The 14,187-nt window shown below is 60.5% G+C and carries 13 protein-coding genes and 1 tRNA gene; 9 read left to right on the forward strand and 5 right to left on the reverse strand.

From position 1 onward, the window contains the following. Positions 1 to 5 precede the first annotated feature (5 nt). Entirely contained in the window at positions 6 to 788 is a 783-nt protein-coding gene (locus CXQ93_RS08915) for an oxygenase MpaB family protein (protein WP_104110083.1), read from the forward strand. 42 nt (positions 789 to 830) lie between these two features. Here the strand turns inward: CXQ93_RS08915 and CXQ93_RS08920 are convergent, their stop codons facing one another. Next, positions 831 to 1,466 carry a DUF2461 domain-containing protein gene (locus CXQ93_RS08920; protein WP_104110084.1) on the reverse strand — a complete coding sequence of 212 codons (636 nt, stop codon included), beginning with the start codon at positions 1,464 to 1,466 and terminating at the stop codon, positions 831 to 833. Positions 1,467 to 1,620: 154 nt separating this feature from the next. On the opposite strand from CXQ93_RS08920, the gene CXQ93_RS08925 reads away from it, so the two are divergent. Beyond that, positions 1,621 to 2,088, forward strand: a complete 468-nt coding sequence (locus CXQ93_RS08925; protein WP_104110311.1) for a Fur family transcriptional regulator — start codon at positions 1,621 to 1,623, stop codon at positions 2,086 to 2,088. Positions 2,089 to 2,090: 2 nt separating this feature from the next. Then, the gene (locus tag CXQ93_RS08930; protein WP_104110085.1) at positions 2,091 to 3,557 is read left to right on the forward strand and encodes a catalase; all 1,467 of its coding nucleotides are present in this window, start codon (positions 2,091 to 2,093) and stop codon (positions 3,555 to 3,557) included. A gap of 225 nt (positions 3,558 to 3,782) precedes the next feature. On the opposite strand, the gene CXQ93_RS08935 is transcribed toward CXQ93_RS08930, so the two are convergent. Then, positions 3,783 to 4,169: an ankyrin repeat domain-containing protein gene (locus tag CXQ93_RS08935; RefSeq protein ID WP_104110086.1), complete on the reverse strand. Its 387-nt coding sequence runs from the start codon at positions 4,167 to 4,169 to the stop codon at positions 3,783 to 3,785. Further along, positions 4,166 to 4,987 carry a hypothetical protein gene (locus tag CXQ93_RS08940; RefSeq protein WP_104110087.1) on the reverse strand — a complete coding sequence of 274 codons (822 nt, stop codon included), beginning with the start codon at positions 4,985 to 4,987 and terminating at the stop codon, positions 4,166 to 4,168. Before CXQ93_RS08940 ends, CXQ93_RS08935 begins: the two co-directional genes overlap by 4 nt. 176 nt (positions 4,988 to 5,163) lie before the next feature. On the opposite strand from CXQ93_RS08940, the gene CXQ93_RS08945 reads away from it, so the two are divergent. From CXQ93_RS08945 to CXQ93_RS08960, 4 genes are all read left to right on the forward strand, one after another. Continuing rightward, positions 5,164 to 5,859 carry a histidine phosphatase family protein gene (locus CXQ93_RS08945; RefSeq protein WP_104110088.1) on the forward strand — a complete coding sequence of 232 codons (696 nt, stop codon included), beginning with the start codon at positions 5,164 to 5,166 and terminating at the stop codon, positions 5,857 to 5,859. Between the two features lie 163 nt (positions 5,860 to 6,022). Beyond that, positions 6,023 to 7,228: a sensor histidine kinase gene (locus tag CXQ93_RS08950; RefSeq protein WP_181036098.1), complete on the forward strand. Its 1,206-nt coding sequence runs from the start codon at positions 6,023 to 6,025 to the stop codon at positions 7,226 to 7,228. Further along, positions 7,225 to 7,899, forward strand: a complete 675-nt coding sequence (locus CXQ93_RS08955) for a response regulator transcription factor (protein ID WP_104110090.1) — start codon at positions 7,225 to 7,227, stop codon at positions 7,897 to 7,899. The genes CXQ93_RS08950 and CXQ93_RS08955 overlap by 4 nt, the downstream gene beginning before the upstream one ends. 391 nt (positions 7,900 to 8,290) lie before the next feature. Continuing rightward, a complete protein-coding gene (locus tag CXQ93_RS08960) occupies positions 8,291 to 11,677 on the forward strand; it encodes a M66 family metalloprotease (RefSeq protein ID WP_181036099.1) in 3,387 nt (1,128 codons plus the stop codon). A 97-nt stretch (positions 11,678 to 11,774) separates the two neighbouring features. Here the strand turns inward: CXQ93_RS08960 and CXQ93_RS08965 are convergent, their stop codons facing one another. After that, positions 11,775 to 12,551, reverse strand: a complete 777-nt coding sequence (locus CXQ93_RS08965; RefSeq protein ID WP_104110092.1) for a VOC family protein — start codon at positions 12,549 to 12,551, stop codon at positions 11,775 to 11,777. 178 nt (positions 12,552 to 12,729) lie between these two features. Beyond that, complete coding sequence (locus CXQ93_RS08970; protein WP_062286543.1) at positions 12,730 to 13,218, reverse strand: YajQ family cyclic di-GMP-binding protein; 489 nt, start codon at positions 13,216 to 13,218, stop codon at positions 12,730 to 12,732. A gap of 186 nt (positions 13,219 to 13,404) precedes the next feature. Here CXQ93_RS08970 and CXQ93_RS08975 point away from each other — a divergent pair, with 186 nt between their 5' ends. Together CXQ93_RS08975 and CXQ93_RS08980 are read left to right on the forward strand one after the other, a co-directional pair. Next, positions 13,405 to 13,761: a hypothetical protein gene (locus tag CXQ93_RS08975; protein WP_104110093.1), complete on the forward strand. Its 357-nt coding sequence runs from the start codon at positions 13,405 to 13,407 to the stop codon at positions 13,759 to 13,761. 202 nt (positions 13,762 to 13,963) lie between these two features. Beyond that, positions 13,964 to 14,048: transfer RNA gene (locus CXQ93_RS08980), tRNA-Tyr, on the forward strand. Positions 14,049 to 14,187: the final 139 nt, after the last annotated feature.

Genomic DNA, 14,187 nt, shown 5'->3' on the forward strand with positions numbered 1-14,187 from the left:
AAGGCATGAGAAAAATGCATCCAAGGACGCTAGCGGATGTAGCGCCTGAAGCTGTGCTGCTGGCCGGGGCGGGCCGGGCCGTTCTGCTGCAGCTGGCCAACCCGGCCGTGGGGCATGGCGTGGCGGACCATTCCAGCTTTGCCACCGACCCGCTCAAGCGACTGCACGGCACTCTGAGCTATATCTATGCACTGAGCAACGGCACCCCGGCCCAGCGCAGAAGCATGCAGCGGCAGGTGCAGCGAGCTCATCTGCCCGTCAAGGCAGCCGGAACCCCGCGAACACCCGCCTACGACGCCTCCGATCCCCAGCTGCAGCTGTGGGTGGCGGCCACGCTGTATGAGTCAGCGTTGCAAATATACGACGCCGTGTTCCCGGCGCTTTCCGCCTCCGAAGCGGAATCGGTGTACCAAAGTTACGCCATCCTGGGCACAGCATTGGGCATGCCAGCAGATCTTTGGCCACGCACTCGTGCTGACTTCGCCGCGTACTGGGCGAAGCAAGTGGATCAACTCAGTGTTGATCTGACGGTTCGGGGAGTGGCGGCGGAGCTGCTTGCAGCGAGGCAGGCGCCATGGGGGATTCGAGTCCTCATGCCGCTGGCCCGCTTCCTGACGGCGGGTCAGCTGCCGCCCACGGTGCGGGACATGTACGGCTTTGCCTGGTCGCCTCGCAAGGAGCAGCTCTTGAATGTCTGTTTCCGGATAATGGCGCTGCTGGTGACCATCGCGCCAAAGGCTATCCGCCACGCGCCCATGCGTTTCTATCTCCGGCGTATTCCGGACTAGGGCTTGCTCGAGACGGCCAACCCTGCCGGCAGTGGCCCTTGTTCATGGTGCGGCATAGTGGATGACCCAGTCCACCAGGGGGCGTAGTTGTTCCCAGCGTTCGGCGATATGCAGTTGGGCGCTACCATCGTCGAGCCAGTCCGGTATCCCCAGCAGTAATGAGGCACTCAGTGTCTTGTGGCGGAGCAGGTGCGCCCGCGGGTGATCCCGAGGAAATCCCCGGGGTGTGGTTTTTAGGTCTGGCGGGGCCACAGTGAAGCCGTCTGCGGCTAGCTGATTGAGGATGTCGAGCAGAGCCGTCCCGCTGGACGTGGCATCCACAGCAGCCCGAAAGCGGGCCAGTTGAGCTGGTGCCGCGGACCTGTAGCCGCCGCCCACGCTCAGCCCGCCAGCATCCAGATGGAGATAGTATCCAACATCTTCATAGGGTGAAAGGAACATGCCCTGGGCGCTCTTGTACGGCTCTTGGGTGGTTGAAAATCTCATGTCCTTGTAAGGGCGGAAGATCTTGCCCGGACCAAATCTAGCTTCCAAGCCGCTTCGGAGAGCGGAAAACGGAGCCAGCACATCGGCGTCGTAAGTGTCTTTGTGCGCCAGCCACCAACTGCGGTTGTTATTGCTTTCAAGGGCGGCGTAAAACTCCAGGGCTGCCGCGGGAAACCCGGTGAATGTATCCATGGACTGAGCCTAAAGAGCGCGGGAGGCTCCCACCAGTACCTATGCCGGGAACGGGCACACAGCTGGCCTAAACAATGGCTGTGGAGGAATTAAAAGGGACGCGCCGCGGCCGCTTTACTGGACTCGGTCCAGAAAGGCGGATAGTGTGGGAGCCATGGAAAAGGAACGAACAATCGAGGACTTATTGCGGGCAGCATCGCTGCGCGTGACTCGTCCTCGCGTTGCCGTTCTCAGTGCGGTCAGCACCCACCCTCATGCCGATGCCGACACCATCATCGGTGCTGTTCGCACCGACCTGGGAAGCGTCTCCAAGCAAGCCGTCTACGACGTGCTGGCGGCGCTGGTAGAGGCAGATCTGGTACGCCGGATTGAACCGTCAGGCTCGCCTGCGCGGTTCGAGACACGGGTAGGGGACAATCACCACCATGTGGTCTGCCGCAGTTGCGCAGACATTGCAGATGTGGACTGCGCCCTCGGCGAGGCACCCTGTTTGCATGCCTCCAACAGCCATGGCTTCAGCATTGATGAGGCCGAGGTTATCTACTGGGGCACCTGTCCTGACTGCACCGCCAAGAGACTTCTGAACGAGCAAGACCCAACTATCACTAGGAGCGATAAGTAAAGATGACTATCGAAAACACCTCCCCGCTGACAACAGCCGCAGGCGCGCCTGTTGCCAACAACCAGGACAGCCTCACAGCCGGTCCTCGCGGACCCATGCTGCTGCAGGACGTTTGGTTCCTAGAGAAGCTGGCTCACTTTAGCCGCGAAGTCATCCCCGAGCGTCGCATGCACGCCAAGGGCTCCGGTGCCTTCGGTACCTTCACGGTCACCAACGACATCACCAAGTACACCAAGGCAGACATCTTCTCCGAGGTGGGCAAGAAGACCGAGCTCTTTACTCGCTTCTCCACGGTTGCCGGTGAGCGCGGCGCTGCCGACGCCGAGCGTGACATCCGCGGCTTCTCCGTGAAGTTCTACACCGAGGAAGGCAACTGGGACCTGGTTGGCAACAACACCCCCGTCTTCTTCTTCCGTGATGGCCTGAAGTTCCCCGATCTGAACCGCGCTGTCAAGCGCGATCCGCGCACCAACCTGCGCAGCGCCGAGAACAACTGGGACTTCTGGACCAACCTCCCCGAGTCCTTGCACCAGGTCACGATCGTCATGTCTGACCGCGGCATCCCCGACGGCTACCGTCATATGCACGGCTTCGGCTCACACACCTTCTCCCTGATCAACGCAGCGGGCGAGCGTTTCTGGGTCAAGTTCCACCACGTCACGCAGCAGGGCATCAAGAACCTCAGCGATGCCGAGGCCGCCGCAGTCGTTGCTGGCGACCGCGAGTCCAGCCAGCGCGATCTTTTCGACTCGATCGAGAACGGCGACTTCCCGAAGTGGAAGCTCATGGTCCAGATCATGCCCGAGGCTGACGCTGACACGTACAAGTACCACCCGTTCGACCTCACCAAGGTCTGGTCCAAGAAGGACTACCCGCTCATTGAGGTTGGCGAGTGGGAACTGAACCGCAACGCCGAGAACTACTTCGCCGATGTTGAGCAGGCTGCCTTCTCCCCGGCCAACGTTGTTCCCGGCATCAGCTTCTCCCCGGACCGCATGCTGCAGGCCCGCCTCTTCTCCTACGGCGACGCCGCCCGCTACCGCCTCGGTGTCAACCACCACCAGATCCCGGTGAACGCCGCGAAGAACGCTGTCAACACCTACCACCGCGATGGCCAGGGCCGCGTGGATGGCAACCAGGGCCGCACCCCCGGCATTGAGCCGAACTCCTACGGCCGCTGGCCCGAGCAGCCCGCCTACGCGGATCCGGCACAGGCTATTGGCGCCATTGCTGACCGGTTCAACTACCGCGAAGACGATGCCAACTACTTTGAGCAGCCCGGCATCCTGTTCCGCGAAAAGATGAGCGACGAGCAGCGTCAGGTGCTCTTCGAGAACACCGCCCGCGCCATCGATGGAGCCTCACAGGCCACCATCGAGCGTCACATCTACAACTGCACCCAGGCCGATCCGGCTTACGGGGCAGGAGTACGCGCGGCCATTGAGGCTCACCAAGCGTCCAAGGCATAGTCCTTAAAGACGTACGACGGCGGCACCCACCTTCGCTTATTGCGGAAGGTGGGTGCCGCCGTCGTTAGTTAACGCAGGTATCCGGGTGTCCCAGTCCCTCGAGGATGCAGTAGTTGCTAATGTTCGGCGCGAACATTAGCAACTACTCACCTTTCGCGGAGGGTGGGGAGGGGGCCAGGGGAGCGAGGAGGGGGAGTGGAGGAGAGGGAGGAAGAGCCAGGAAGGCTAGCCGAGGAGGTGTTCGCGGCCAAACATGGCGGCTGTGGCCCGAGCAGAGGGTGTTCCTGCATCGAGATCCGCGCCGGCTGCCACGAGCAGCGCGACCACCGCGTCTTCGCCCTTGAACAGGGCGCCTGCGAGGGGCGACTGGTCCCGCTCGTTGCGCAGATCCACGTTGGCTCCGTGCGCCAGCAGCATGGAGACAGTGCCGGCGTTGCCCTTGTAAGCGGCCAGCATTAGCAGGGTGTTGCCGCCGGCGTCCTGGACGTCCACATCAAGCCCGTGGTCGAGGAAATCGGCCAGTTCAGCGCCCTTGTCGTCGCGAGCCAGGTCCATGGCGAGGGCTATAACCTGTGTGGTCTGGTCTTCATTGAGGGAGGAGTTGTTGCTCATTTCTCTACAGTAGGCGATGGCTTGGCGCTTGTCCCGGCATTCTCCGCCGGAACAGCCCCAGCAGGGACCGTCCCATCCGGATGCGGCAGATCCAGGCCTCCAGCCTCAACGAAGCTAGCAAGGCGGTCATCGTTGCCATGCTCGCGGGCGAAAATTTCAATGCTCGGCCAGGCACCCCACAGATCTGTGGCCCAGACAGAGATGCCAGCATGCCTGGGGCTGGTATGCCAGGCAATGTCTTCAATGCCCTGGACTAGTTCCAACAGCGCCGCCGTGTCCACCTGATCCAGTGAAGCAACGGGAGAACGGGGAAGAGCCGTCCAGTGTCCAACCCTGAAATCGTTGCCGGGTATGGCGCGGGCTGGCTCGACATGGAACGCACGGTTCTCCCACCCCTCAGGCGCCGATTCTGCGGGTACTGACGGTCCCTCCGGCGCTGGTGAATCGCTCGGCAGAGGGCCCTCGGAGCCCGGCTCTGACTTGGTCTCCGTGTTGCTGGCCAGCCATTCGCGCAAGCCATCGTCTACGTCTTCGGTGCGCTGCACCGCTGAACGATGGTGAGCTGGGCGGACAAGCGCGGAAGCCGCCGTCGTGCTTCCCGGCCACACAAAAAAGGTGTGCAGCGAGGGGGTGGACGTCTCGGCAACCGGCTCGCCAATGGCGTCGCCCACGGGCTGCCAGTTCCGCGAGATATACAACTGCGCTCCCGTTGCGCCCACCAGCTCGGTCAGGGCTCGCCGCAGTGCACCGTAGCAGCGCAGGAGGTCGGCTGCGGAGTCGGGGCCGAACGCAATGGATGGATCATTGAGCCGGATCACGAAATGACCGTCTGTCAGAGGAGCTTTGGGCCGCCGAATACTCCAAAATGTCGAAGTGAACAATTGCTCTTGTGCAACTGGCACGTGTACCTCCCGGACAGTGTAATTTCTTGTCAGCCTAACGCAACGCAGTTGAGCCCCGCACGTAACGTCCTGGAGTAAGACAGAATGGAATCATGCGATTGATCTTGATTAGGCACGGCCAGACCCCCAACAACGTACGTGGTGTTCTGGATACCGCTGTCCCGGGACCGGGTCTGACGCCCCTGGGTGAACTGCAGGCAGCCGCCATTCCCGACGCTGTTGGAGGGCAGAGCATTGGAGCCCTGTACATTTCAAATCTGACCCGCACGGCGTTGACGGCGGCTCCACTGGCTGCCGCACGCACCCTTGAACCGGTGGTTCGGGACGGATTGCGGGAGATCAGCGCAGGCGATCTGGAAATGAAAGGCGACAAAGCCTCGATAGAGGCCTATCTGTTTGCCGTTAAATCCTGGCTAACGGGGGATCTCTCGGTCCGCATGCCCGGAGCCGACACCGGATTTGAGATCTTGGCACGCTTCGACGCCGTCGTTGAAGAAGCCGCCGCTGCCCACCAGAACGTCGCCATGGTCAGCCACGGCGCCATGATCCGATTCTGGGCGGGACACAGGGGTGTCAATATCGATTGGGCCGACCCCAAATATCACGACCTGTCCAACACCGGCATTGTCATCCTGGACGGCGAGCCCACGGGCAGTTCCGCGCCGGGTGGCTGGCGCATTCAAGCCTGGCATGGTGAACCAGCCGGAGGATTGAAGGGTTTGGACGCCGACGGACCCACAGCTGAAATGACCACGGAGAATATAGACGCCGGGCATGAAGAAAACTAATAACTCCGCTCCGGACAAAAGATCAGATCCGGCCAAGAGCTCCGATCCGGACAAAACTTCTGAGCACCATCACGGGACTGCACCTGTAGTCGCAGCGCCCGGTCATCAGATTAGCGCCGGGGCTGAAGCTTTCATACCCTTTAATACAGTGAACCTTTGGCGCATGAAGGGGATTAGCTGGGTCTGGCTGGGAACGGCCGTTGTCTGCATCGCGCTGCTTGCCGTGGGCGCGCCGCTGAATATGAGTTTGTACCATATGTCCCTGCCGTTCGCGCTGGGGATGGCCATTTTGCACTCGGCGTCGCTGGGATTGACTGCTGCCCGACCCGTGGCTGGTGTGATTGTGTCACTGGTGCCCCTGATTGTTATGCCGTTGGTGTCCGATCCCGTGGGGGCAGCACCCATGCCTTTCAGCGTGGTTGCCATGATCACCCAAGTTTTGGTGATCGGCGTTGCCGGGCTGCGCATGCATTGGATGGTTCCATCGGCTGCGTGGCTGGCCAGTGTGATGGTGGGTGTTATTTCCAATTATCTGACCATGCCCCATGGGCAGTCGGACGGCGCCCAAAACAATGTTGTCATTTTCGCCGCTGTATCCGGTGGGCTCATGGTGGCTGCCGTGGTTGCCCAGCAATGGCAACATCTGCGCACGGAGCTTGCCGCCGAACGCACGGTCAGCGCTGAGGAACAGTCGCGGCGCAGATTGGCTGAGGAGCGCACCCGCATTGCCCGCGAGCTCCACGATGTGGTGGCCCATGGAATGTCGGTGGTGGTGGTCCAGGCAACCACAGCCAGCTACCGGCACGCCGGACTCAGCGACGAACTCAAGAAAGAGTTCGATGACATTGCCGCAAACTCTCGCCGGGCCATGACGGAGATGCGCAGCATGCTCGGTTCGCTACGCAACATGGAAGCGGGGCGCGAGCTGGGGCCACAGCCCACCCTTTCCGATCTGCCCCAACTCTTTGCCTCGGCCCGTTCTGCGGGGATACGCATCGCAGAACCCGAGCTGTCCGACGTCGAAGGTCACGACATTGGCGAGGTCATCGCCTTGACCACCTACAGGATTGTGCAGGAAGCGCTGAGCAACGTCATCAGGCACGCACCCGGTGCTCAGGTACAGGTGAGGTTTTCCATGAAGAGCGGCAGCCTGAGCATCTCCGTGATCAACTCCAGCTCGGACATAGGGGCCGTCATGGCGCAGCTGGATAAGGGCCCCCACGTGGGGCAGGGCCTGATCGGAATGCGGGAGCGTGCTGCCATTGTGGGCGGTGCGGTGGTGTGTGTGCCAACTCTCGACGGTGGCTTCTCCGTCACGGCGAAACTGCCACTCATCGCCACTAACGGCAGAGAAGGCAACCGAGCATGAGCGTCAGCATCAGAGTGTTAGTAGTGGATGACCAGGCCATGGTCCGTGAAGGGTTTGCCGCGTTGCTTGGCGCCCAAGACGACATTGAGATTGTGGGGCAGGCCGAGAACGGTGCTGTGGCCGTGGAGATGGCGGCCACGCACCGCCCCGACGTGGTGCTAATGGACGTTCGCATGCCCGTCATGGATGGATTAGAGGCCGCGCGCCGAATCCTCGCCGATGCCTCTGAATCAGAGGCCACTCATGTGCTGATGCTGACAACCTTCGATGTGGACGACTACGTTTACGATGCGCTGCAATTGGGGGCCAGTGGTTTTCTCCTCAAGGATGCGCTCGCGGAGGAGTTGGTGGCAGCTGTCCGCATTGTGGCCTCCGGGGAGGCTTTGCTCGCTCCTTCCGTGACGAAGCGGCTGATCGAGCAGTTTGCCATTTCACGGGCACGGCCGGAGCTTTCCCAAGAGCGGCTCGAAGGTCTCACGGAACGGGAGCTTGAGGTCATGACGTTGATTGGCCGGGGTCAATCAAACCAGGAAATCGCCGCTGCACTGTTCATTGCCCAGCAGACGGTAAAAACGCACGTCAGCAAGATCCTGGCCAAACTTGATCTCCGCGACAGGGTTCAAGCCGTGGTGCTTGCCTACGATACCGGGTTGGTGGAACCGGGCAGTTGAGCCACGGAGTTTGATGCTGGCTTGCGTGACTGTCTCTTTGGGCAGTGTTCCTCGGTTGGACTGCACCAAAGGTGCAATTTGTTGTGTTACCGATAACTTTAGGCGACATTTCGCGGTGGCCTTGCTACAAAAGTGCTAATTTCTTCACAGTGGCGCAACGGGGGCAGCAGCTGTGGGCGGTGTCCTTGCGCTCGCGACAGATCCTTTTGTCCTATCTGGACAGTGTCCTTTGGGCCACGATTTCTACGCCGGGTGCCGTGCCAACGGGCACTGTGTACCCCCGACACCTAGGAACTCCGTGAAGAGAACCTCGCCATTTGGCGGCGCAAATAGAAAAAGTACGGCCGTGGCAGGTGCGGTTTTGGCCGTTATGCTCGCAGGAGTGGGCGTCATGACGACACCAGCACTGGCCGCCCCTACCATTCCCCTCGATGCGGCAGCGTCCGTGCTGGCCGCAGGAACCGCTGAGCTCGACTTCAGCGGACTGACCATCAGCGGCCAGGTTGGTGATGCGAGCCGTGACGTCTTGATCAACCCCTACACCGTGGGGGAGGAAATATCCTACAGCTTCAAGGTTGCCAACAACCGCTCACAAACCGTGACAGTGGTGCCGGTTTCGGGTAGCTTTGCCCCCTTTGTTCCTGCCGACGGCGCTGGCAACTGCCGTTGGGCCGGGCTGAGCGCAGGAGCCAACTATACCTGCGCGACACCCAAACACACTGTGACGGCAGCGGATCTGGCTGCCGGCAGCTTTGCGACGGCCACAACGTGGAGGGTTGGCAATGAAAGCAAAACGCTTTCGACGGCGCCCGTTGCTTTGCGCGCAAAGGTCGACACCTCCGTGGGGCAGGTGAGTATTTCCGGCACGCCCAGTAACCCGCAGCGCAACACGGCGACGAATCCGTACGTTCCGGCTGAGGCGTTGCCTTACACTTTCACAGTCAAAAATAATGGCACCACAACTGTTACGGTGACCCCCGAATCAGGGCCATTTGCCCCCTTCGTTCCGGCCGACGGTGCCGGAAACTGCCGCTTCATTAACCTCAAGGCCGGTGCCAGCTACAGCTGCACCACAACCAGGCACACCGTGACTCGTGAGGAGTTGGATTCGGGGTTCTTCCAGCCGATCAGCACGTGGAAAGCTGGGGCCACCAGCGGCACCATCACCACTGACGCCGCCAAACTGGGTACGCCGCTGGCTGATCCCTTCTCCGGATACCTCAACGCTGGCGGACCCGACCGTGGGCTGGGCTTCCACGATGTTGATAAGACTGGGGGTCCGAGAGTCATCCGCAACGATCTGTCTGCCGGAGCCCTCACAGGAATGGCGGAGTTCGCACAGAGTCACACCATCAATCCCGCCGGGAACGACGCCACCGATATGCCGGATCTGGTGGCTGAGCGTGCAGCCTTGCTACTCTTCACGCCTACCGCAGCCACCAGCTCAGTCAGCGTCACCGCCAGTGTTAAGGGCGTCGCCAAGGGCGTGTTTGTGCTGAATGCCCCCGACGCCCTGCCCGAAACCGATGCGAATTTCCCGGCCGGGCGCCCGGCTGTGGTGTACTCCAAGCGGGCGTGGAGCGTTGACCTGCCCTGGGATGTGGTTGTCCCCGGACTTGAGCTGAGCTTCACTGACGCTAGCGGCGCAAACGGCACCCTTCCGGCGTCGAACATCACCATGGCACCGCCAGCAGAATTAGTCATCAACAACATTGAATTGGGCATGCTGACCACGCCCAATATGAACGGCGACCATGCCTTCATTAACAAGCCAGCAGAATCGGCAGCGGATTACTTCCAGACCATCCCGGTGTCCAAGCTGATCATGGCTAAGTATGAAAGTGTCCAGCTGGAGAAGGTCATTGTGGCCAATGGAAACATCTACACGCCGGGCAGCCCCTCCGTGAGCAACGGCGATGTGTATTCGGGGGACATGCGTGAAAACGTGGGCAAGGCCCAGGTCTCCACGGGCATCAACCTGGCCAACTTTGGCCAGACCTCCGGGCCCATGAACCAGCAGCAGCCGTCCCTGTACAACCAGCGGATCATCCACCACTCGGCCGGACTCTACGCCAATGGACGAGCCGAACACGGCCTCTCGGGCGGCAACGGCATGGCTACGCTGTACGCATCCAGCGGAAATGAACTCAGCCACGAGTTGGGTCACTCTTACGGATTGGGGCACTACCCGGGACAGAATAATTCACTCACGGGCGACGCCGCGATCATCAACACCACGCACCACTCCGAGTCCGGCTGGGGCTGGAATGCCTACCGCGACGCTATGCGCACCAACCTCCAAATGGGTAGTTTCAAGCCGGATGGCATAGGCATCAACGGTGTCACGTTCAAGGAGACCTTTGCCGGATCCTACAACTACTTGAAGGATGCCATGTCCGGAGGTTGGCAAGAGGGAAACTACTCCAACTACACCTTCCACACCGGCTATAGCGCAGACCGGATCCAGGAATCATGGAAGACCGTTGTCCCAGACTTGGACTACCCCAGCGGATACCGCAACTGGGATGCGGCAACGCAGAGTTACCTTGACGCCAAGGCGGTCAACGCGTCCTTCAACGCACTCCGTCCCACTGCGGTGGGGGTGCCCGTTGTGACATTACTAGGTGGTTACGTCCCTGCTAATGCCTCGAAGGCAGTGCTCTACCCAGCATTCCGCTCCAACTACGGAAACGCCTTCAACTACCCTGCGCCGGTTCTCGACGGGCCGCCGGCTAATCGTGTGTGCTGGATGGACGTTGACTTTCTTGATGGCACCTCAACGCAGTTCGCGCTCAGCGGCGGCGTAGCCGGTGTCCCCGTGGCTAACGCGCTGCAGTTCAACATCAATATTGCCCAAGCTGACAAGCCCACAGCGGCTCAGCTCTCCTGCAAGCAGGACGGCGTGGTGTCCCAGTACGGTGATCGCATGACGATTGCCACGGATCTGCCCGCCATGGCGGCAGCCGTGACCATTGGTCAGGACGCCGGTTACACGGCAGTGCGCGACGCTGAGTTGCCTGCCCTGCAAACCGAGCTGGAGGCACTGGCGTCAAGCGACTTGCCGCTGCTGAGTAAGTCCTCGAACACGGCGTTGGACTCCTGGCAAGACAGCCTAGATCTCCTGAGCCCGGCTGCCAAGACCGTGGCAGAGACCATTCTGGAGCATCAGACGGCTGCGGGCAACGCGGGTAAGTTCCTGCGCTACTACCAGGACACGGTTTCCACGGAGGCCACGCAGGCACGTTTCAAAGGGCTGCTGAAGAGTTCAGGACTGCTGGCTTCCGTGGATACCCAGGTGGTGCCGGAAGGCTCCGTCATCAAGGTTGATCGTGGCAATTCTGGAGTTGCGGATGGATACTGTCTCAAGCTCTTCACGAACGACGACGGATCGCTGGAAGCCCGCGTCCCCACAGCTGCCACTGTGGCCACCGAGTGCACGGGGGCCGCGGATGAGAAATGGTTCATGGATGTACGCGGTGCAGTCCACAACGGCGCCCATCCAGAGCTGTGCTTGACGAGCAGCAATCCCAGCCGCCCGTCTGCGTGTGAGACCTCAAACCTCACGCAGCGGTGGACGTACCTGACCGACGGACATTTGACGTCGGTGGCTACGCCGAGCCGGTCCCTTGACCTTAACCGGTCAACCCGGCTACCGATTCTGTACAACACCTCCACGGGCAGCAACCAGAAATGGTTGGGCTTGACTACCAGCCCTGTCGTGGCAATGGGCCTGATGGATGCGGCGTCCATTGAGACCATGGCCGAGTTGGGCTTGTAACCGACCCTCATGCAAGAGCGCCCGCAGCAGCGGCCCCATCCCTTTTCATCAAGGAGTGTGGCCGTGGCTGCGGGCTGTTTTGCTTGTGTGCCTGAAGCTAGGCCTGGGGCTGGACCAGCTTGAACATGGCGCCGGTGCAGTCGCTCAGACCTGCAATCCTGCCGTAAGGGGAATCCTCAGCTGCGTTGATGATGGTGGCACCCAAGGTGAGGGCCGTGGCGATGGTGGCATCGACGTCGTCCGTCTGGAAGTAGATCTGCCAGTTGGATGGCATCTGGTCCGGCAGGAACCCGGCAGCGTCCATGATGCCCGCCAGCTCCTTGTCGCCGTCCACCAGATTGGTGTAGCGGAACTCGGGGGTGTCGCTCATGACTGAGGTTTCCACGCCGAACACATCGTGATAGAAGCTCACAGCAGCCGGGTAATCCTTGCTGTGGAGCTCATGCCAAGCGGCGGCGCCGTTTTCCTCGTGCGATTGGAAACCAGTGTGGCCGCCGAACTCCCACAACCCGATTGAGGCACCGCTAGGGTCGCCGAGCATGGCCATTTTGCCCTGTTCAGGGACATTCAGGGGCTCCATGTAGGCGATGGCACCGGCGTTCTTGGCTGCGGCCATGGTGGCCTCGATGTCATCAACACGCAGATACGTTGTCCACATATCAGGGTATCCCTCGCCATTTTCCTGACTCTGCATCAGCCCGGCAACGCTCTTTCCGTTCTTGAAGGCCATGGTGTAACCGCCGTACATTTCCTGATCCCCAACCTCGTAGGACCAGCCAAACAAAGCAGCATAAAAATCTCGCGACTTGGCGATGTCGGAGGTCATCAGATCAATCCAGCACGGTGCTCCGGCGGGAATTTCTTGAGAGTTCATGGCAGCTCCATACGTCTTGTCTTGCTAAGGGATAGATCTAGGGTCAAGGGAAGACTATGCCGGTCAGAGGGCTGCGGACAAGAGCAAAAAGGCGCTGACCGGGGGAATGTTTCCAATACTCTCTTGGGAACATTCCGCAGGTCAGCGCCTCTTGTGATTGCGGAGGAGGATCTGGGGATCAGCGCATGTTGACGAACTGCAGATCGGCGTCCTCGAACTTGCGCAGCATGGCCATGACTTCCTGAAGATCGTCGCGGCTCTTGGAGCTCACGCGCAGTTCATCACCCTGAATGGTGGACTTGACGCCCTTGGGGCCCTCGTCGCGGATGAGCTTGTTGATCTTCTTCGCGATGTCCTGAGCAATACCTTCGACGATCTCGGCTTCGAGACGGTATTCCTTGCCTGAGGCGAAGGGCTCACCAGCGTCGAGGGACTTCAGGGAGATGCCGCGCTTGATCAGCTTGGATTCGAAGACGTCCATGATGGCCATGACACGTTCCTCGGAGTTGGCCTTCAGCAAGATCTTTTCGCCGCTGAAATCGATCTCGGCACCCACGCCCTTGAAGTCGTAGCGCTGGACTACTTCCTTCTGGGCCTGGTGCAGGGCGTTGGCGACCTCTTGCTTATCGACTTTACTGACGACGTCGAACGTTGACTCGCTGGCCATGATTCCTCCATAGGCTTGGAAACTTGAGTGGTTGATTTGCCTCCTAGCCTAGCTGGCCAGTGACCAGAGTGCCCGTTTTGCGCTGCATCGTGCCGCTCACAGTGTCCTCCGAGCGATCACGCGGCAAGCGCACATGTGGGCTGTGCACTGTAGAAGGTGGAAAGAGTGTCAGTTTGAGGAGGACCCATGAAACTAGATGAAGACCCCGTGCCACCGCCTACCGCTGAGTCCCCGGCCGGCAGCTCAGTAGCCTCCCGTCATTCCGACGCGAGGCACAAGCCAAGCCGGAAAACAGTGGGAAGTGCCGTTGCAGCAGTAACTCTTGCCGCAGTGACTGTCTTGAGCGGACCCGCTCTGGTTGGCGGATCATCCTCAAGTTTTGAACCCGGAAGCATCATCGGGTCCCCGCCAAATTCCGCGCCGACTCGGATTGCTGGCGTTCAGGAAGACATGGCCCGAGCCGTGGAGTTGCATCAGATTACGGCTGAGCAGGCGGCGTTCTTGGAAAGCCAGTTAGTCAAACGGATCCAACGCGACGTCTGAGGCGTTCACCGGCGGGCCTTCTTGGGGCGACAAGGCGGGTCCCGCTGGGGCCGAATTGTCTACCGAATGTAGTGTGATTGACGCCAATTTTGGCACCTTGGTGCTCTCGATTAGATTCTTGAGCAAATTCCTTGTACAGTTTTACTGCTTCCACTTGTTGGGAGCGAAAGTCGGACCCGAAGTTTGGGTCCGGTTTGGCCATGGCAGATTACCCGAGCGGCCAAAGGGGGCTGACTGTAAATCAGCTGGCAACGCCTTCACTGGTTCGAATCCAGTATCTGCCACCAAACGGGAAACCCGGAACCTCGCGAGTAAAATCGCAAGGTTCCGGGTTTTTTCATTTCCTGAGCCTCACTGAGCGGGAGTGGGCTCCGGTGGCGCCGATTTCGGACCAGGCTCTGCCAATCCGGTACGGCTTGGCTGCCA

The sequence above is a fragment of the Arthrobacter sp. N199823 genome (assembly GCF_002929705.1).
Taxonomy (GTDB): Bacteria; Actinomycetota; Actinomycetes; order Actinomycetales; family Micrococcaceae; genus Specibacter.

What these genes read in the sequence shown, in the direction of transcription:
- CXQ93_RS08915 (WP_104110083.1), top strand. Translation starts at nt 6, where the DNA reads ATGAGAAAAATGCATCCAAGGACGCTAGCGGATGTAGCGCCTGAAGCT.
- CXQ93_RS08920 (WP_104110084.1), bottom strand. Translation starts at nt 1,466, where the DNA reads ATGGATACATTCACCGGGTTTCCCGCGGCAGCCCTGGAGTTTTACGCC.
- CXQ93_RS08925 (WP_104110311.1), top strand. Translation starts at nt 1,621, where the DNA reads ATGGAAAAGGAACGAACAATCGAGGACTTATTGCGGGCAGCATCGCTG.
- CXQ93_RS08930 (WP_104110085.1), top strand. Translation starts at nt 2,091, where the DNA reads ATGACTATCGAAAACACCTCCCCGCTGACAACAGCCGCAGGCGCGCCT.
- CXQ93_RS08935 (WP_104110086.1), bottom strand. Translation starts at nt 4,169, where the DNA reads ATGAGCAACAACTCCTCCCTCAATGAAGACCAGACCACACAGGTTATA.
- CXQ93_RS08945 (WP_104110088.1), top strand. Translation starts at nt 5,164, where the DNA reads ATGCGATTGATCTTGATTAGGCACGGCCAGACCCCCAACAACGTACGT.
- CXQ93_RS08950 (WP_181036098.1), top strand. Translation starts at nt 6,023, where the DNA reads ATGAAGGGGATTAGCTGGGTCTGGCTGGGAACGGCCGTTGTCTGCATC.
- CXQ93_RS08955 (WP_104110090.1), top strand. Translation starts at nt 7,225, where the DNA reads ATGAGCGTCAGCATCAGAGTGTTAGTAGTGGATGACCAGGCCATGGTC.
- CXQ93_RS08960 (WP_181036099.1), top strand. Translation starts at nt 8,291, where the DNA reads ATGACGACACCAGCACTGGCCGCCCCTACCATTCCCCTCGATGCGGCA.
- CXQ93_RS08965 (WP_104110092.1), bottom strand. Translation starts at nt 12,551, where the DNA reads ATGAACTCTCAAGAAATTCCCGCCGGAGCACCGTGCTGGATTGATCTG.
- CXQ93_RS08970 (WP_062286543.1), bottom strand. Translation starts at nt 13,218, where the DNA reads ATGGCCAGCGAGTCAACGTTCGACGTCGTCAGTAAAGTCGATAAGCAA.
- CXQ93_RS08975 (WP_104110093.1), top strand. Translation starts at nt 13,405, where the DNA reads ATGAAACTAGATGAAGACCCCGTGCCACCGCCTACCGCTGAGTCCCCG.